This is a genomic window from Streptomyces syringium, from assembly GCF_017876625.1.
GTDB classification, from domain to species: domain Bacteria; phylum Actinomycetota; class Actinomycetes; order Streptomycetales; family Streptomycetaceae; genus Streptomyces; species Streptomyces syringius.
This window is the reverse complement of record NZ_JAGIOH010000001.1, coordinates 4,967,136-4,982,657: the sequence shown is the minus strand read 5'-3', so window position 1 is coordinate 4,982,657 and position 15,522 is coordinate 4,967,136. Positions and strand designations below refer to the sequence as shown.

Genomic DNA, 15,522 nt, shown 5'->3' with positions numbered 1-15,522 from the left:
GGTCCGCCAACTGCCTCTGCTCCTCCCAACGCCCGGTCCCATCTGCGGGTTCCCGTGGTCAGCGGATACAGTCACGGGTGCGTCGACTACGGGGACAGGAGAGGGCCATTACCGGCAACCGGCAGACGAGCTGGGCGTTCGCCGATGCGTTCGTCGCCGAGGACGAGGCGTTGCGCTGGGCCCGTGACCGGGCCCGTGAGGCAGGTCTCCGCTCGGTGTCGTCCGGCACCGGCGCCGCGCTGCGCCTGCTCGCCGCGGCGGTGGATGCCAAGGCCGTCGCCGAGATCGGCACCGGCACCGGGGTCTCCGGCATCCACCTCCTGCACGGCATGCGGCCCGACGGCGTGCTGACGACGGTGGACAGCGACCCCGAGAGCCAGCAGTTCGCCCGGCAGGCGTTCCGCGCGGCGGGCTTCGCCGGCAACCGGGCGCGCTTCATCCCCGGCCGCGCGCTGGAGGTGCTGCCGCGCCTCGCCGACGGCGGGTACGACCTGGTCTTCTGCGACGGCGACCGGCTGGAGTGCCTCGACTACCTAGCCGAATCGTTGCGCCTGCTGCGGCCCGGCGGCCTCGTCTGCTTCGAGGGCGTCTTCGCCGACGGCCGCACCGTGGACTCCGCGGCGCAGCCCGCGGAGGTCCAGCGGCTGCGTGAACTGCTCCGGGCGGTACGGGAGTCCACCGTGCTGCTGCCGTCCCTGCTGCCGGTCGGCGACGGGCTGCTGTGCGCGGTGCGGCGCGGCTGAGCGGCTGAGCTACGGGGGCGGCGGCGCGGCAGGGCGGGGCGGGTCCTGCCCTGACGTGCCGGGCTCCGGACATGCCACTGCCCCGGTGCCGGTGGTCCGGCTGCCGGGGCAGTGGAAAGAATCGTGGGCCTGCGTCAGCCGACGACCTTCTTCAGGGCGTCTCCGAGGGCCTCGGCCTCGTCCGGTGTCAGCTCGACGACGAGACGACCGCCGCCTTCGAGCGGAACCCGCATGACGATGCCCCGCCCCTCCTTGGTCACCTCGAGCGGGCCATCGCCCGTCCGCGGCTTCATGGCCGCCATGCTCGTTCCCCTTCCTGAAACCAGCTCATCGTCAGCCGACGGGTCCCTGGCAGGGCTCCGCATCACCGGCATCGAACACATTGCTTCCAGGCCATTATCCCGCATCGCGCGACCCGATGACCAACATCGGTCCGCATCCCTTCGACAACGCTCTCGCGCAAAACCACCCAATTCGGGGATCCGGCTGCGATACTGCTCCGCCACCACACCCGCACAGAGTCCCGATTCTTTGACGCAGGTCACATATCGACTGCGGATGATCTCCGGCATGCTGAGCCCTGACCACAGCCGACCGAGGGAGGGACCGCACCATGGCCGACACCGTGTTGTACCAGGTGAACGACGGGCTCGCGACGATCACATTGAATCGTCCCGACGCCATGAACGCGCTGAACATCGAGACCAAGGTCGCGCTGCTCCGGGCCCTGGGCGAGGCGGCCGGCGACCCGGCCGTACGGGCCGTACTGCTCACCGCCACCGGCCGCGCCTTCTGTGTCGGCCAGGACCTCAAGGAACACGTCGAGCTGCTCGGCCGGGACGCCGAGAAGGTCATGAGCACGGTCGCGGAGCACTACAACCCGATCGTCACCGCGATCACGGGCATGCCGAAGCCCGTCGTCGCCGGGGTCAACGGGGTCGCGGCGGGCGCGGGCGCGGGCTTCGCCTTCGCGGCGGACTACCGCGTGGTCGCGGACACCGCGGGCTTCAACACCTCTTTCGCCGGGGTGGCGCTCACCGCCGACTCGGGCGTCTCCTGGACCCTCCCCCGCCTCATCGGCCAGAGCCGCGCCGCCGATCTGCTGCTCTTCCCGCGCAATGTCAGCGCGCAGGAGGCGCAGGAGCTGGGCATCGCGAACAAGGTCGTCCCGGCCGCCGAGCTGGCCGCCGAGGCGAGCGCCGTGGCCCGCCGGCTGGCGGACGGCCCGACCTTCGCCTACGCGGCGATCAAGGCGTCCCTGGACTTCGCCGCCGGCCACTCGCTGACCGAGGCACTGGCCAAGGAGAACGAGCTCCAGGGCAAGGCGGGCGCCTCCGACGATCACCGGATCGCCGTGGACGCCTTCCTGAAGAAGGAGAAGCCGAAGTACGTGGGGCGCTGACGCCAGGCGTCTCGGGCGCCGGCGGTGTCCTCAAACGCCGGACGGGCTGGTGGTGGCTGAGCTCAGCCCGATCAAGCCCGTCCGGCGTTTGAGGACGCGCCCGCAGAGCGCCCGCCGCCGCAGGCGGCAAGACCAAGCGGCCCGTCAGGCCGTCGCGGACCCCGGCGGCGGCAGCCGCCTGGCGTGGCAGTCCGCCAGGTGGTCGTCCACCAGGCCGCACGCCTGCATCAAGGCGTACGCGGTCGTGGGGCCGATGAAACGGAAGCCGCGCTTCTTGAGTTCCTTGGCCAGTGCCGTGGACTCGGGGGTCGTCGCGGGTACGTCGGCCCACGTGCGCGGTACGGGCCGGTCGGGCCCCGGGGCGTAGGACCAGATGAGCGCGTCCAGCTCGCCGGGCTCCCACTGCGCCGCGACCTTGGCGTTGCCGATCGCGGCCGCGATCTTGGCGCGGTTGCGGATGATGCCCGGGTCGGCCAGCAGCCGCTCCGCGTCCGCGTCCGTGAAGGCCGCCACCGCGGGGATGGAGAATCCGGCGAAGGCCGCCCGGAAGCCCTCCCGGCGGCGCAGGATCGTCAGCCACGACAGCCCGGACTGGAACGCTTCCAGGCACATCCGCTCGTACAGCGCGTCGTCACCGCGCACCGGGAGGCCCCACTCGGTGTCGTGATAGACGCGGTAGTCCGCCATGGACTCCGCCTCCAGGCCCCACGGACAGCGCGCCAGCCCGTCCGGACCGGCGACCGCACCCACGCTCATGATCCCGATCCCCCGTTCCGGTCGTCCGCCGTCGCGTCACCGTCCGCACGCCCGTCGGCGTACCGCCCCGTCTCCTGGCCACCGCCTTCGCGGGCCGGGTGACCGGACTCGCCCTTCAGCAGTCCGGGCCCGCTCATGGCCGACGCCTGCGCTCCCGCGAGCGCCGCCTCCAGCTCGGCGATCCGGGCGTCGCGCTCGGCCAGCTCGGCCGCGAGCCGGTCCAGGGCGTCGTCGGTCTCGACCATGCGGTAGCCGCGCAGGGCGACCGGCAGCCGCAGCGCGTCGACGTCGGCCCGGCCCAAGGGGCGCTCGGCGGGCAGCTGCGGGCCGATCCGGTCGGGCGCCGCGTCGGCCAGGGCACCGCCGCCGCTGCCGCCGCCGACGGCGAGCGTCACCGCGGCGACCACCACGAGCAGCGTGATGAGAAAGAACCAGAACACGACCATCTCCCCGAGGTGCGCCCGTCACGCGGTGCGTCGGTATTCCGCAAGCCAAACCGTGCTCCACGATCGTGCCATGCCCCACTGACAGTTAAGGTCGCTGGCGGACCACGGAGAGGGAGTACGGAAAATGCTGCGGCTTGGACGACGCGAGTTCGACGAGCGTGAACCGGTGATCATGGCGATCGTCAACCGGACGCCGGACTCCTTCTACGACCAGGGCGCCACCTTCCACGACGAGCCCGCGCTGGACCGGGTCGAGCAGGCGGTGTCGGAAGGTGCCGCCATCATCGACATCGGCGGCGTGAAGGCCGGTCCCGGCGAGGAGGTGACCGCCGAGGAGGAGGCGCGCCGCACGGTCGGCTTCGTGGCCGAGGTGCGCAGGCGCCACCCGGACGTGGTGATCAGCGTGGACACCTGGCGGCACGACGTCGGCGAAGCGGTCTGCGAGGCCGGCGCGGACGTGCTCAACGACGCGTGGGGCGGGGTCGACCCCAAGCTCGCCGAGGTCGCCGCCCGGTACGGCGCGGGGCTCGTGTGCACCCACGCGGGCGGTGTCGAGCCGCGCACCCGGCCGCACCGGACGGAGTACGACGACGTGATGGCGGACATCCTGCGGGTGACCCTCGGACTGGCCGAGCGGGCCGCCCGCCTCGGGGTCCGGCGCGACGGCATCATGATCGACCCGGGCCACGACTTCGGGAAGAACACCCGGCACTCGCTGGAGGCCACCCGGCGGCTCGGCGAGATGACGGAGACCGGCTGGCCGGTGCTCGTCTCCCTGTCGAACAAGGACTTCGTGGGCGAGACGCTCGACAAGCCGGTGAAGGAGCGGGTGCTGGGCACCCTCGCGACGACGGCCGTCTCGGCGTGGCTGGGAGCCCAGGTCTACCGCGTCCACGAGGTCGCGGAGACGAAGCAGGTGCTGGACATGGTCGCCTCCATCGCCGGTCACCGGGCACCTGCGGTGGCCAGGCGCGGACTCGCCTAGGCCAAATCAAGCGCCGGACGGGCTCGGAAACGAGCCCGTCCGGCGCCCCGGACCGCGGTCCGGGGCGAAGCCCCCGTTACGTCCCCGCTTCCTTCGTCACCAAGCCGATCGCCTCGTCGACGTCATCCGTGATGTGGAAGAGCTGGAGGTCGTGCGCCCCCGCCTTGCCCTGCGCGATCAGCGTGCCGCGCAGCCAGTCGACCAGGCCCTGCCAGTACTCGGTGCCGAAGAGCACGATCGGGAAGCGCGTGACCTTCTTCGTCTGGACGAGGGTCAGTGCCTCGAACAGCTCGTCGAGCGTGCCGAGGCCGCCGGGCAGGACGACGAACCCGCTCGCGTACTTCACGAACATCGTCTTGCGCACGAAGAAGTAGCGGAAGTCGACCCCGAGGTTCACATACGGGTTGAGCCCCTGCTCGAAGGGCAGCTCGATGCCGAGGCCGACCGAGACGCCGCCCGCCTCCGTCGCGCCCTTGTTCGCCGCTTCCATCGCCCCGGGCCCACCGCCCGTGATCACCGCGAAGCCCGCCTCGACCAGGCCGCGTCCGATCGCGACCCCGGCCTCGTACTCCGACGAGTCACGGGGTGTCCGGGCCGAGCCGAACACGCTGATGGCCGGTGGCAGTTCGGCGAGGGCCCCGAAGCCCTCGACGAACTCGGACTGGATGCGCATGACCCGGAAGGGGTCCTCGTGCACCCAGTCCGCGGTCCCTCTCGTGTCCAGCAGGTGCTGGTCGGTGGTCCCCTGCTGCATCTGACCGTGCCGGCGTGTGACCGGCCCCCGGCGCTGTTCCCGCTGCGCGCGCCTGCCGTCGGGACTGTCCATACCGTGCTCCCTCCGCATGGGGCCTCCCCGCCGGAAGCGGGGGAAGGATCTTCCGATCAGCCTAGGCCCCCGCACGGGGCGAGCAGCGGAATTCGCGATTGCGGAGGGCGCTCGTGACCAGCGGGGTCCGAGGAAGCGTCAGCTCGTCAGCCAGGCGCGCAGCCGCTCCGCGCAGTCGTCGACCAGGGAGGCCAGCACCCGCTCGTCGCGCTTGTGCGCGAGCAGCGGGTCGCCGGGGCCGTAGTTCACCGCTGGCACGCCGAGGGCGCTGAAGCGTGAGACGTCCGTCCAGCCGAACTTCGGCTTCGCCGTTCCGCCGACGGCCGCCATGAAGGCGACGGCGGCCGGGTGGGACAGTCCGGGCAGTGCGGCGGCCGAGTGGTCGTCCACCACCAGCTCGGCCACCCCGCAGTCCGCGAAGAACTCGCGGACGAAGCCGAGCGCCTCGGCCTCGCTGCGGTCGGGCGCGTAGCGGAAGTTGACGGTGACGGTGCAGGCGTCGGGGATGACGTTGCCCGCGACGCCGCCCTCGATGCGGACGGCGTTGAGCCCCTCCCGGTACTCCAGTCCGTCGATCACCGGGCGCCGCGGCTCGTAGGCCGCCAGCCGCGCGAGGATCGGCGCCGCCGTGTGGATGGCGTTGCTGCCCATCCAGGAGCGCGCCGAGTGGGCCCGCTCGCCCTGGGTGTGCAGCAGCACCCGCAGGGTGCCCTGGCAGCCGCCCTCGACCTGGCCGCTGGAGGGTTCCAGCAGGACGGCGAAGTCTCCGGCGAGCCAGTCGGGGTGCGCCTCGGCGATGTGGCCGAGGCCGTTGAGGTGGGCGGCGACCTCTTCGTTGTCGTAGAAGACGAAGGTCAGGTCGCGGTTCGGCTCGGGGACCGTCGCGGCGATGCGCAGCTGCACGGCGACGCCGGACTTCATGTCGCTGGTGCCGCAGCCCCACAGATAGCCGTCGTCGTCCAGCCGGGAGGGGACGTTGTCGGCGATCGGAACGGTGTCCAGGTGGCCGGCCAGCACGACGCGCTCGGCGCGGCCCAGGTTCGTACGGGCCACGACGTTGTTGCCGTACCGGTCGACCGTGAGGTGGGGCAGGGTGCGCAGCGCTTGTTCGACGGCGTCCGCGAGGGCTTTCTCGTCACCGCTCACCGACGGGAAGTCGACGAGCCGAGCGGTCAGAGTGCTCGCGTCGAGGGACAGGTCAAGTGCGGCATGGTCCATGCCGCGACTCTAACTCTCGCGGTCGTGTTCGAGGAGTCCCGGGGCGATTTCGGGCACTTCGGGAAAGGAGCTCGAAAGGCATGGGACCGGGAAAGGCACGGTCCGGCTCAATCGATTCTTATGTCTCTCCAGTAACGTGGCCCGCATGTCCCGGATCTCCCTCGCCCGCCGTGGCCGACTGCTGCGTACCGTGGCCGCCTGTGCCGTGCTGCTGGCATTGATCGGGTATCTGGTGGCGCATTTCATGACGGCCGGTCCGGGTGCGCCCCGGTGTGTCGTCCGGGACCACGGCGAGGAGTACGCACTCGATCCCGAACAGGCGGTCAACGCCGCGACGATCTCCGCTGTGGGCACCTCCCGCGTCCTGCCGGAGCGGGCGGTGACGATCGCGCTGGCGACTGCCATGCAGGAGTCGGGGCTGCGCAACATCCACCACGGCGACCGCGATTCGCTGGGTCTGTTCCAGCAGCGGCCCACCCAGGGCTGGGGCACCGCGCAGCAGATCACCGATCCGGTGTACGCGTCGGGGAAGTTCTACGCTCATCTGGTCGAGGTGCCGGGCTATTCGCGGCTGCCGCTGACGGTGGCCGCGCAGAAGGTGCAGCGCAGCGGGTTCCCGCAGGCGTACGCCAAGCACGAGCCGCGCGCGGCGCTGCTCGCCTCGGCGCTCACCGGCCGCACGGCGGCCGCGTTCAGCTGCACGAGGAGCCCCGGCGACGGGAAGCCGGGCGACCCGTCGGCGGTACAGGCGAAGCTGACGCGGGAGTTCGGCGCGCTGGTGCGCCCCGTCGTGGGCGCCGGGGCCGGCGGCGGCGCCAAGGGCGCCGCGGGCGCCCGCACGGTGACGGTCCCGCTGCGGGCGGCGTCGACGGAGGACGATCTGCCGCGGCGCGGCTGGGCGTTGGCGTCGTGGGCGGTGGCGCACGCCGCCGAACTGCGTATCGAGCGCGTCTCCTTCGACGGCCGGGTATGGACGGCCGAGGATTCCGCCGCGGGCTGGCGGAAGAGCGCGGCACACGCCGGGGAATCGGGTGCGGATACGACTCCCACCGTCCGGATCACCACCGATCAGTAGTGCGACAGCACCCCCTTGCGGGGGATGCCCGACGTACGCGAATGCCGTGCTCACCGCATGCCCGGGAGGGCGGCGGGATTTACCCGAATCCCTTGTGACTAAAGGCTTGTAAGCCTTCCGCACTGCACTGCGGACCGTCACGTTTGCCCGGATTTTCACAGAGCTGATAATGCGACGCATTACGAACTCTTTACCCTGGGGCACCGCAACCTTCAGGGGATTCGCGCGGTAGTCACTGCGTCCGCTCGCCAGCCAGCGAGCCGGACAGCAAACCTCCTCTCACTCCGTCAAAGGAGCAACATGTCCCTCCCCCTCACGCGTCGGATCGCCCAGGCGGCACTCCTCGTCGCAGCGGGTGCCGCCGGCGCCGTCGGCGCGGCCGGCGCCGCGAGCGCCGCGGACGTGACCCAGGCCCCCCTGAGCGCCCTGGACACCGCGAACGTGACCAACAACGTGAGCGCGGTCACCGACCAGGCCGGTGGCACGGCGACCAACCTCGGGGGCAAGGCCGTCGAGGGCGTACCCGCCGCCACCAAGACCGTCGGCAAGGTCAGCAAGGAGGCCACCCCGGTCGTCCAGAAGGCCGCGGGCCAGGTCGGCTCCTCCGCCGGCAAGGTCGTGGGCGAGACCGCCAACTCCGCGACCAAGGGCGGGCTGCCCAGCACCCCGCTGGGCGGCTGATCCAGCAGCGCGCCGCTCACGCGAGAGGGCCCGGGAGTCGCCTCCCGGGCCCTTTCGCATGCCTGCCGCGTCGGATCCGCCGCTCGGGCGGATCCGCGCGGGACCGGCTATTCCGCGAGCCGGCTGACCGCCGCCGCGACCCGCTCGTCGGTCGCGGTGAAGGCGATCCGCACGAAGCGCTCGCCCGCCGTTCCGTAGAAGTCCCCGGGCGCGACGAGGATGCCGCGCTTGGAGAGCTCGCCGACGGTGTCCCAGCACGGCTCGTCGCGCGTGGCCCACAGGTACAGCGACGCCTCGCTGTGCTCGATCCGGAAGCCCGCGCCCTCGAAGGCCGCGCGCAGGGCGGCCCGGCGGCGGGCGTAGCGCTCGCGCTGCTCGGTGACGTGCGCGGTGTCGCCGAGGGCGGCGACGGTGGCGGCCTGGACGGGGGCGGCGACCATCATGCCGCCGTGCTTGCGGATCTGGAGCAGCTCGCCGAGGACGGCGGCGTCACCGGCGAGGAACGCCGCGCGGTAGCCCGCCAGGTTCGAGCGCTTGGAGAGGGAGTGGACGGCGACGATGCCCTCGTAGGAGCCGCCGCAGATCTCCGGGTGCAGCACGGAGACCGGGTCGGCCTCCCAGCCCAGCTCCAGGTAGCACTCGTCGCTGAAGAGCAGCACGCCGTGCTCGCGCGCCCAGGCGACCGTGCGCCGCAGCTCGTCCGCCGACAGGACGCGGCCCGTCGGGTTGGACGGGGAGTTGAGCCAGAGCAGCTTGAGGCCGGTGGGGTCCAGCTCCGTCGGGTCGTCGTAGACGACGGGCTCGGCGCCCGCGAGCCGCGCGCCGACCTCGTACGTCGGGTAGGCGAGCCGCGGGTAGCCGACCTTGTCGCCGGCAGTGAGGCCGAGCTGGGTCGGCAGCCAGGCCACCAGCTCCTTGGAGCCGACGACGGGCAGCACATTGGTCTCGGCCAGTCCCTCGGCGCCCAGGCGGCTCGCGGCCCAGCCGGTCAGGGCCGCGCGCAGCGCGGGCGTCCCCCACACCGTGGGGTAGCCGGGGCTGTCCGCCGCATCGGTCAGCGCCCGCCGGATCAGCTCGGGGACGGGGTCGACGGGGGTGCCCACCGACAGGTCCACGATGCCGTCCGGGTGGGCCGCGGCGGTGGCCTTGTAGGGCTCGAGGCGGTCCCAGGGGAAGGCGGGGAGGCGGGAGGAGACTGCGCCCACGATTCTCTCTCTTACGTCAGTCCGAAGTCGGTCTTGTGTCGGCGGTCCGCCGTGGAAACGCCGCGGCCCCGTACGGCGGAAGTGCCGTACGGGGCCGCGGCGGCGCTGCGCGGGGCGATCAGTGCTCGCCCTCGGCCTGCGGCGGCAGCGCCGCGATGAAGGGGTGATCACGCTCGATCAGGCCGAGCTTGGAGGCACCACCGGGCGAACCGAGCTCGTCGAAGAACTCGACGTTCGCCTTGTAGTAGTCCTTCCACTCCTCAGGAGTGTCGTCCTCGTAGAAGATCGCTTCCACGGGGCATACCGGCTCACAGGCACCACAGTCGACGCATTCGTCCGGGTGGATGTACAAGGACCGGGAGCCCTCGTAGATGCAGTCGACGGGGCACTCCTCGATGCACGCCTTGTCCTTCACGTCGACACAAGGCTGCGCGATGACGTAGGTCACGCTGTCGTTCCTCCTCGGTAGGGCTCATCTCGCGCGGGAGCGCGGCGTCGTCGATGCCCACACCTAGTATCTCCGTTTCCGGGCACATGACGAACAAGAGGGGTGGGGAGAGCTGTGGAATTCACCACGGGCGGACGACTGGAAGTCCGGATCAATGCCGCTGATGTAGGAAAAAGGGTATCTGTACGTCTCCTGAACGACCGCGAGCGTTCACCGGAGCGCTTCACCGACGCGGTGGGGGTGCTCTCCTCCTGGGACCACGGTGTGTTGCGGATCACACGCCGGAACGGGGAAACGGTCGAGGTCGAGGAGTCGGCGCTCGTCGCGGGGAAGGTCGTGCCGGACACCCCCGCGCGGCGGCGCGGCCCGGCCACGAGCACGCGCGAGCTCCAGGAGGTCGCGGCGCGCGGCTGGCCCGCGCGGGAGACCGGGCGGCTGGGCGACTGGACCCTGCGGGCGGCGGGCGGCTTCACCGCCCGGGCCAACTCGGTGCTGCCCCTCGGTGATTGCGGACTGCCGCTGCCGGCCGCCCTGGACCATGTCACCGCGTGGTACGCCGAGCGCTCACTGCCCGCGTTGGTGCAGGTCACCACGGGTGACGCGGCGACGGACGCGATGCTTGACGCCGAGCTCGCCGGCCGTGGCTGGACGGCCGAGCGGCACGCCGTGATGCGCATCGCCGGGCTGGCGCCGATCGCCGACCGGGCGCCCCGCACGGCCACGGACGAGGCCCTGCTCTCCCGCGAGCCGTCCGAGGAGTGGCGGGGAGCGTACGGGAGGGCCGCGACGGCCGCCGGGAGCGCCGACGACGCGCTGGCGGTGCTGTCCGGCGGGCCGTCGGTCTGGTTCGCGACCGTGCCGGGCGGGCCGGGCGAGACCGGTCCGGCGGCGATCGGCCGCTGTGTGGTGGACGGCCGGTGGGCGGGTTTCGCCGCGCTGGAGGTCGGCCCCGCCCACCGCCGGCGGGGGCTGGGCACCCTGGTGATGGCACGGCTGGCCCAGCGCGCCCTCGACGAGGGCGCCTCGGCCGCGTACCTCCAGGTCGAGACGGACAACGGCGCCGCCCACGGCCTCTACGACGACCTCGGCTTCACCACGCACCACACCTATCACTACCGCCGCGAGCCCCAGCGCTAGGAACCGTCGCGGCCGCATCATGGAAACCGGCGATGGGCTTGTCGTCCACCGCCCCGAGCGGGTACGAGGCACGTATGCACGAGACGACCGGCCGACGGCAGCGGTTCACGGAGGCGGCCCGGGAGGTGCGCCCGGACCTCGCCCTGCTCTGTCTGCTGGTCGCCGCCGAAGCGCACGCCGGGTCCGGGTCCCGGGCGAAGGCCCCGCCGGAGGAGGCCCCCTCGGAGGAGGACCGGATCGACGCCGCGCAGATAGAGCTGGACCGGCTCGCCGGCCTGCTGCCGGCGCTCGGCCGCCAGGCCGGGCCGGGGCGGTGGGCGGAGGCGCTCGCGCAGCTGCTCGGTGAGCGCTGCGGCTTCCACGGCTCCCCCGCGGACTACCGCAGGCTGGAGTCCTCGCTGCTCGACGAGGTGCTGCTGCGCCGCCGCGGCCTGCCGATCCTGCTGTCCGTGGTGTGGCTGGAGGTGGCACGGCGGGCGGGCGCGCCCGTGTACGGGGTGGCGCTGCCCGGCCACTTCGTCGTCGGCTTCGGCGACCCGTACGGGGAGAAGGTGCTGGTCGACCCCTTCGACGGCGGCCGTCCGCTGTCCGACGAGGACGCCGGGCTGCTGGTCGCGGGCGCGACCGGGGCCCCGCTGTCACCGTCGATGTTCGCCCCCGCGGAGCCGCTGGACATCGTGCTGCGGGTGCTGAACAACATCCGTGCCTGGGCCGCCGCCCGGCCCGAGCGCAGCGACGTCCAGCTGTGGGCCCTCGAACTCTCCCTGCTGCTCCCCCGCCACCCCGCCCGGCTGCGCTACGAGCGCGCCGAGCTGCTCGTGGAGCGCGGGGACTTCCTGCGCGGCGCGCGGGAGCTGGAGGAGTACGCGGAGGTGATCGCGGCGGTGGAGCCGGGCACGGCCAGGACCGTGCTGGGCCAGGCGCGCGCGGCGCGGGCGATGCTCAACTGAAAGCCGCGCGTCCACCGGTCAGAGCCAGCCCTTGTCCCGGGCGATGCGGACGGCCTCCGCGCGGTTGCGGGCGCCGGTCTTCTGGATGGCCGTGGAGAGGTAGTTGCGGACCGTGCCCTGCGAGAGGTGCAGGGCCGTGGCCAGCTCGGCATTGGTCGAGCCGTCGGCGGAGGCGTGCAGGACGGCCCGCTCGCGGTCGGTCAGCGGATTCGCGCCCTCGGCGAGCGCGGCCGCCGCGAGCGTCGGGTCGATGACCCGCTCCCCGCGCAGCACGCGCCGTACGGCGTCCGCGAGCTGGGCGGCGGGCGCGTCCTTGACCAGGAAGGCGTCCGCCCCGGCCTCCATCGCCCGGCGCAGATACCCGGGCCGCCCGAACGTCGTCAGGATCACGATCTTCAGGCCGGGCAGTTCACGGCGCAGCAGCGCGGCGGCCTCCAGCCCGGTCATCCCCGGCATCTCGATGTCGAGGAGCGCCACGTCGACGGCCGTGCCCCGGGCGGCGTCCAGCACCTCGTCGCCCCGGGCCACCTGGGTGACGACCTCGATGTCCCCCTCCAGCCCGAGCAGCGCGGCGAGCGCCTCGCGGACCATGGACTGGTCCTCGGCGAGGAGCACCCGGACGGGGCCGGCGGGGCTGTGGTCGTCGGGGCGCGCGGGAAGATCGTTCACAGCGACAGGTTAGGCCGTTCGCCAGGGGCCGTGGCCGGCCCCGCGGGGTGCGGCTCGGCGGGCCCGGGCGCCGGGCTGCGGGTGAGCGGTACGCGCGCCCGCAGCCGGAAGCCGCCCCGCGGTCCGCGCCCGGTCTCCAGCCGGCCGCCGGCGAGGGCCAGCCGCTCGGCCAGGCCCGTCAGGCCGTTGCCGTGCGGCCGGGCGGGGCCGTGGCCGTTGTCGGTGACGGTCAGGCACAGCTCGTCCCCCTGCTCCTCGAGCGTCACCTCGCAGCGGCTCGCGCCGCTGTGCCGCACCACATTCGTCACGGCCTCGCGCAGCGCCCACGCCAGCGCGCCCTCCTCCTCCGCCGGCAGTCCGGCGTGGCCGCTCGCGCCGCCGACGGCGGCGGCGACGCCCGCGGCGGCCAGCGCGGTACGGGCGCCCGCGATCTCGGCGTCCAGCGTCGGACGGCGGAAGCCGCTCACGGCCTCCCGGACGTCCACCAGCGCCTGCCGGCTGACCCGCTCGATGTCCGCGACCTGCTGGGCGGCCTGTCCGGGCCGGTCGGGCAGCATCCGTCCGGCCAGCTCGCTCTTGAGCGTGATCAAGGACAGCGAGTGCCCCAGCAGGTCGTGCAGGTCACGGGCGAGCCGCAGCCGCTCCTCATTGGCCGCGAGATGGGCGACGGTGGCGCGGGCCTCGCGCAGCTCGCGCATGGTGCGCCCCATCTGGACGATGCCCATCATCGCCGCGCCGCCCAGCAGCGTCGGCAGCACCAGCGTCAGCTGGCGCGAGATGTCCGCCCCCTCCGCCAAGCCGATCACCAGCTCGGAGGCGGCGACGAACGGGATGACCCGCAGCGCCCATTTCGTGGGCAGCATGACGCCGGCCGAGACGGCGACGTACACCAGCAGCACCAGCCACACCGACCCGAGCGCCAGTGCCAGCACCACGGCCAGCGCGTACAGCCCGGCGAGGGTGCCGAGCTGACGGCGGGAGAGACGGCCGCAGGGGCGCCGGCCGAGGACCATGAAGAGGTACACGAGGACGAAGACGGTCAACCCCGCCCAGCCCAGCACCGTGGCGGGGCCCGTGTGGTGGCCGTCGGTCAGGTCCCCCACCACGACGGCCAGGTACAGCATGTAGAGAAGGGTCCAGCAGCCCTTGGCCAGCATCTGCCGCCAGTCCTCGGGTGCCTCGCCGATCCGGATGAATCCCCTGTCCACGGCGTGGTCCTCGCGCTCCGTCATCCTCGCAGTGTCTCCCGGCCTTCGGGCACCGCCCGTTCCCTCATGCCTTGTGGGTGTCCTTGTGGTACAGCCAGGTGGCCGCGCCGGTGAACAGCACCAGGTAGCCGACCAGGATCACCACGTCCTTGGCGTGCGGCGCGCCGCCCAGCTCGATGGCCTGGCCGAGGGCGGCATAGGCGTGGGTGGGCATCCACTCGGCGATGTCCTGCAGCCACCCGGGGAACTCCGCGGTCGGCATCCACAGGCCGCCCAGCATCGACAGCCCGAAGTAGATGATCATCGTGATGGGCCGTACGGCGTCCCCCGTGGCGAGGTAGCCCACCGCGACGCCGAGGGCGGCGAAGACGATGCTGCCGGCCCAGATCGCGCCCGTCAGCGCGAACCACTGCCAGGCCGCGTCCATCCGGACGTCCTTGACGGCCGCGGCGATGACGAAGACGAAGACGATCGACGGCAGCGACACCACGGCGGCCGAGGCGATCTTCGACAGGACGTAGCCGCGGCCCGGCAGGGCGGTGAGCCGCAGCTGGCGCACCCAGCCCTTCTCCCGCTCCTTGGCGATCTTCTCGCTGTTGCCGACGAGGACGGCGGTGATGGCACCGAAGGAGGCCATGGAGACCATCATCAGCAGCGGCAGCGTCAGCTTGCTGTCGCCCACGATCTCGGTGCTGCTCGCGCCGCCCGCGATCAGCAGATAGAGCGCGGCGGGGTAGACCACCGAGAAGAACATGAACTTCTTGTTGCGCAGCGTGCGCTGGATCTCGAGCTTGATCAGGGTGTTCATGCTGCCGCCTCCTCGGCGGTCGCGGCGTCGGTGATGGCGATGAAGGCCTGCTCCAGGCCGAGGCCCGCGACCTCGAGGTTGCGCGGGAAGAGACCGAGCCCGTACACCGCGTGCACGGTCGCGTCGGCATCGTGCGACTGGATGCGGACCGTGCGGCCCGATATCTCCAGGGCGGCGAGGAAGGGCAGCTCGCGCAGCGCGGCCTCGGAGATGTGCCCGTCGAGGTCGAAGACGATCCGCCGGGCCCCGGCCTTCGCCTTGATCTCGGCCGCCGAGCCGTCCGCGAGCACCCGGCCGCGGTGCAGCACGACGACACGGTCGGCGATGGCGTCGGCCTCCTCCAGATAGTGCGTGGCGAACAGCACCGCGCGGCCCTGGCGCGCCTGCTCGCGCATCACGCTCCAGAACGCCTGGCGGGAGGTGACGTCCATGCCGGTCGTCGGCTCGTCCAGCACGATGAGGTCGCTGGCGCCCGCGGTCGCCATCGCGAACCGCACCCGCTGCTCCTGGCCGCCGGACAGCTTGTTGACCAGGCGGTCGGCGATCTCGGCGATGCCCGCGTGCTCCATGACCTGCTCGACGGGGTACGCCTGCGGATGCAGATCGCACGCGAGCCGCACGAGCTGACGGACCTTCACATCCTCCATGAGGCCGCCGGTCTGCAGCATCGCCCCGACCTTGCCGCGCGCGATGGCCTGCTGCGGGGTGGTGCCGAACAGTTCGACGCGGCCCGCGTCGGGGTTGCGCAGCCCCAGGAGCAGATCGAGGGTGGACGACTTGCCGGCACCGTTGGGGCCGAGCAGGGCGACGGTCTCGCCCGGGTAGAGCCTGAGGTCCAGATCGGCGACCGCGCGCACATCGCCGTAACTCTTGCTGACGTTCTCAAAACTGACCACGGGGGCGCCGGTGCGGCGCCCGTCCCCCGTGAACATGTTGCCTGTGGTGGTCATGACGGCAATCCTCGC

Annotated in this window: 18 protein-coding genes; 7 read left to right on the top strand and 11 right to left on the bottom strand. The window is 72.4% G+C overall.

Annotated elements, in window-relative coordinates:
* The first annotated feature begins 77 nt into the window (after window positions 1–77).
* Window positions 78–743 carry an O-methyltransferase gene (locus tag JO379_RS22300; RefSeq protein ID WP_130879739.1) on the top strand — a complete coding sequence of 222 codons (666 nt, stop codon included), beginning with the start codon at window positions 78–80 and terminating at the stop codon, window positions 741–743.
* 134 nt (window positions 744–877) lie between these two features.
* On the opposite strand, the gene JO379_RS22295 is transcribed toward JO379_RS22300, so the two are convergent.
* Window positions 878–1,045, bottom strand: a complete 168-nt coding sequence (locus JO379_RS22295; protein ID WP_009997451.1) for a DUF3117 domain-containing protein — start codon at window positions 1,043–1,045, stop codon at window positions 878–880.
* Between the two features lie 311 nt (window positions 1,046–1,356).
* On the opposite strand from JO379_RS22295, the gene chcB reads away from it, so the two are divergent.
* Window positions 1,357–2,145, top strand: coding sequence for a 2-cyclohexenylcarbonyl CoA isomerase (gene chcB / locus JO379_RS22290; protein ID WP_130879738.1), 789 nt, complete (start codon window positions 1,357–1,359; stop codon window positions 2,143–2,145).
* Window positions 2,146–2,289: 144 nt separating this feature from the next.
* Here the strand turns inward: chcB and JO379_RS22285 are convergent, their stop codons facing one another.
* The gene (locus tag JO379_RS22285; RefSeq protein WP_130879737.1) at window positions 2,290–2,901 is read right to left on the bottom strand and encodes a DNA-3-methyladenine glycosylase I; all 612 of its coding nucleotides are present in this window, start codon (window positions 2,899–2,901) and stop codon (window positions 2,290–2,292) included.
* Window positions 2,898–3,347 (bottom strand): DivIVA domain-containing protein, encoded by a 450-nt coding sequence (locus tag JO379_RS22280; RefSeq protein WP_245381520.1) that lies wholly within the window; start codon window positions 3,345–3,347, stop codon window positions 2,898–2,900. Before JO379_RS22280 ends, JO379_RS22285 begins: the two co-directional genes overlap by 4 nt.
* A gap of 124 nt (window positions 3,348–3,471) precedes the next feature.
* Between JO379_RS22280 and folP the strand changes: the two genes are divergently transcribed.
* Window positions 3,472–4,332, top strand: coding sequence for a dihydropteroate synthase (gene folP, locus JO379_RS22275; protein WP_130879735.1), 861 nt, complete (start codon window positions 3,472–3,474; stop codon window positions 4,330–4,332).
* Between the two features lie 76 nt (window positions 4,333–4,408).
* Here folP and JO379_RS22270 read toward each other — a convergent pair whose 3' ends face one another.
* Complete coding sequence (locus tag JO379_RS22270) at window positions 4,409–5,158, bottom strand: LOG family protein (RefSeq protein ID WP_130879734.1); 750 nt, start codon at window positions 5,156–5,158, stop codon at window positions 4,409–4,411.
* Between the two features lie 138 nt (window positions 5,159–5,296).
* Window positions 5,297–6,376, bottom strand: a complete 1,080-nt coding sequence (gene dapE, locus JO379_RS22265) for a succinyl-diaminopimelate desuccinylase (RefSeq protein WP_130879733.1) — start codon at window positions 6,374–6,376, stop codon at window positions 5,297–5,299.
* Window positions 6,377–6,521: 145 nt separating this feature from the next.
* Between dapE and JO379_RS22260 the strand changes: the two genes are divergently transcribed.
* A complete protein-coding gene (locus JO379_RS22260; RefSeq protein WP_130879732.1) occupies window positions 6,522–7,451 on the top strand; it encodes a VldE C-terminal domain-containing protein in 930 nt (309 codons plus the stop codon).
* A gap of 300 nt (window positions 7,452–7,751) precedes the next feature.
* Complete coding sequence (locus JO379_RS22255; protein WP_130879731.1) at window positions 7,752–8,132, top strand: ATP-binding protein; 381 nt, start codon at window positions 7,752–7,754, stop codon at window positions 8,130–8,132.
* A 107-nt stretch (window positions 8,133–8,239) separates the two neighbouring features.
* Here the strand turns inward: JO379_RS22255 and dapC are convergent, their stop codons facing one another.
* Window positions 8,240–9,337: a succinyldiaminopimelate transaminase gene (gene dapC / locus JO379_RS22250; RefSeq protein WP_209516610.1), complete on the bottom strand. Its 1,098-nt coding sequence runs from the start codon at window positions 9,335–9,337 to the stop codon at window positions 8,240–8,242.
* Between the two features lie 118 nt (window positions 9,338–9,455).
* The gene (fdxA, locus tag JO379_RS22245) at window positions 9,456–9,785 is read right to left on the bottom strand and encodes a ferredoxin (RefSeq protein ID WP_087926433.1); all 330 of its coding nucleotides are present in this window, start codon (window positions 9,783–9,785) and stop codon (window positions 9,456–9,458) included.
* A 114-nt stretch (window positions 9,786–9,899) separates the two neighbouring features.
* Here fdxA and JO379_RS22240 point away from each other — a divergent pair, with 114 nt between their 5' ends.
* Window positions 9,900–10,922, top strand: a complete 1,023-nt coding sequence (locus JO379_RS22240) for a GNAT family N-acetyltransferase (protein ID WP_209516605.1) — start codon at window positions 9,900–9,902, stop codon at window positions 10,920–10,922.
* 74 nt (window positions 10,923–10,996) lie between these two features.
* On the top strand, window positions 10,997–11,872 hold the full coding sequence (locus JO379_RS22235; protein ID WP_209516602.1) for a transglutaminase-like domain-containing protein: 876 nt from the start codon (window positions 10,997–10,999) through the stop codon (window positions 11,870–11,872).
* A gap of 18 nt (window positions 11,873–11,890) precedes the next feature.
* Here the strand turns inward: JO379_RS22235 and JO379_RS22230 are convergent, their stop codons facing one another.
* The 4 genes from JO379_RS22230 to JO379_RS22215 are packed head-to-tail and all read right to left on the bottom strand — an operon-like array spanning window position 11,891 to window position 15,507.
* On the bottom strand, window positions 11,891–12,541 hold the full coding sequence (locus tag JO379_RS22230) for a response regulator transcription factor (protein ID WP_278046339.1): 651 nt from the start codon (window positions 12,539–12,541) through the stop codon (window positions 11,891–11,893).
* Complete coding sequence (locus JO379_RS22225) at window positions 12,538–13,773, bottom strand: sensor histidine kinase (protein ID WP_209516599.1); 1,236 nt, start codon at window positions 13,771–13,773, stop codon at window positions 12,538–12,540. The genes JO379_RS22230 and JO379_RS22225 overlap by 4 nt, the downstream gene beginning before the upstream one ends.
* A gap of 40 nt (window positions 13,774–13,813) precedes the next feature.
* Complete coding sequence (locus JO379_RS22220; RefSeq protein WP_209516597.1) at window positions 13,814–14,557, bottom strand: ABC transporter permease; 744 nt, start codon at window positions 14,555–14,557, stop codon at window positions 13,814–13,816.
* Window positions 14,554–15,507, bottom strand: a complete 954-nt coding sequence (locus tag JO379_RS22215; RefSeq protein ID WP_245381519.1) for an ABC transporter ATP-binding protein — start codon at window positions 15,505–15,507, stop codon at window positions 14,554–14,556. Before JO379_RS22215 ends, JO379_RS22220 begins: the two co-directional genes overlap by 4 nt.
* Between the last annotated feature and the right edge of the window lie 15 nt (window positions 15,508–15,522).

Excerpts from the sequence above, each read along its gene's own strand:
- JO379_RS22215 (WP_245381519.1), bottom strand. The coding sequence starts at position 15,507 with ATGACCACCACAGGCAACATGTTCACGGGGGACGGGCGCCGCACCGGC.
- JO379_RS22270 (WP_130879734.1), bottom strand. The coding sequence starts at position 5,158 with ATGGACAGTCCCGACGGCAGGCGCGCGCAGCGGGAACAGCGCCGGGGG.
- JO379_RS22255 (WP_130879731.1), top strand. The coding sequence starts at position 7,752 with ATGTCCCTCCCCCTCACGCGTCGGATCGCCCAGGCGGCACTCCTCGTC.
- JO379_RS22285 (WP_130879737.1), bottom strand. The coding sequence starts at position 2,901 with ATGAGCGTGGGTGCGGTCGCCGGTCCGGACGGGCTGGCGCGCTGTCCG.
- JO379_RS22260 (WP_130879732.1), top strand. The coding sequence starts at position 6,522 with ATGTCCCGGATCTCCCTCGCCCGCCGTGGCCGACTGCTGCGTACCGTG.
- dapE (WP_130879733.1), bottom strand. The coding sequence starts at position 6,376 with ATGGACCATGCCGCACTTGACCTGTCCCTCGACGCGAGCACTCTGACC.
- JO379_RS22225 (WP_209516599.1), bottom strand. The coding sequence starts at position 13,773 with ATGACGGAGCGCGAGGACCACGCCGTGGACAGGGGATTCATCCGGATC.
- JO379_RS22220 (WP_209516597.1), bottom strand. The coding sequence starts at position 14,557 with ATGAACACCCTGATCAAGCTCGAGATCCAGCGCACGCTGCGCAACAAG.
- JO379_RS22235 (WP_209516602.1), top strand. The coding sequence starts at position 10,997 with ATGCACGAGACGACCGGCCGACGGCAGCGGTTCACGGAGGCGGCCCGG.
- folP (WP_130879735.1), top strand. The coding sequence starts at position 3,472 with ATGCTGCGGCTTGGACGACGCGAGTTCGACGAGCGTGAACCGGTGATC.
- chcB (WP_130879738.1), top strand. The coding sequence starts at position 1,357 with ATGGCCGACACCGTGTTGTACCAGGTGAACGACGGGCTCGCGACGATC.
- JO379_RS22280 (WP_245381520.1), bottom strand. The coding sequence starts at position 3,347 with ATGGTCGTGTTCTGGTTCTTTCTCATCACGCTGCTCGTGGTGGTCGCC.
- JO379_RS22295 (WP_009997451.1), bottom strand. The coding sequence starts at position 1,045 with ATGGCGGCCATGAAGCCGCGGACGGGCGATGGCCCGCTCGAGGTGACC.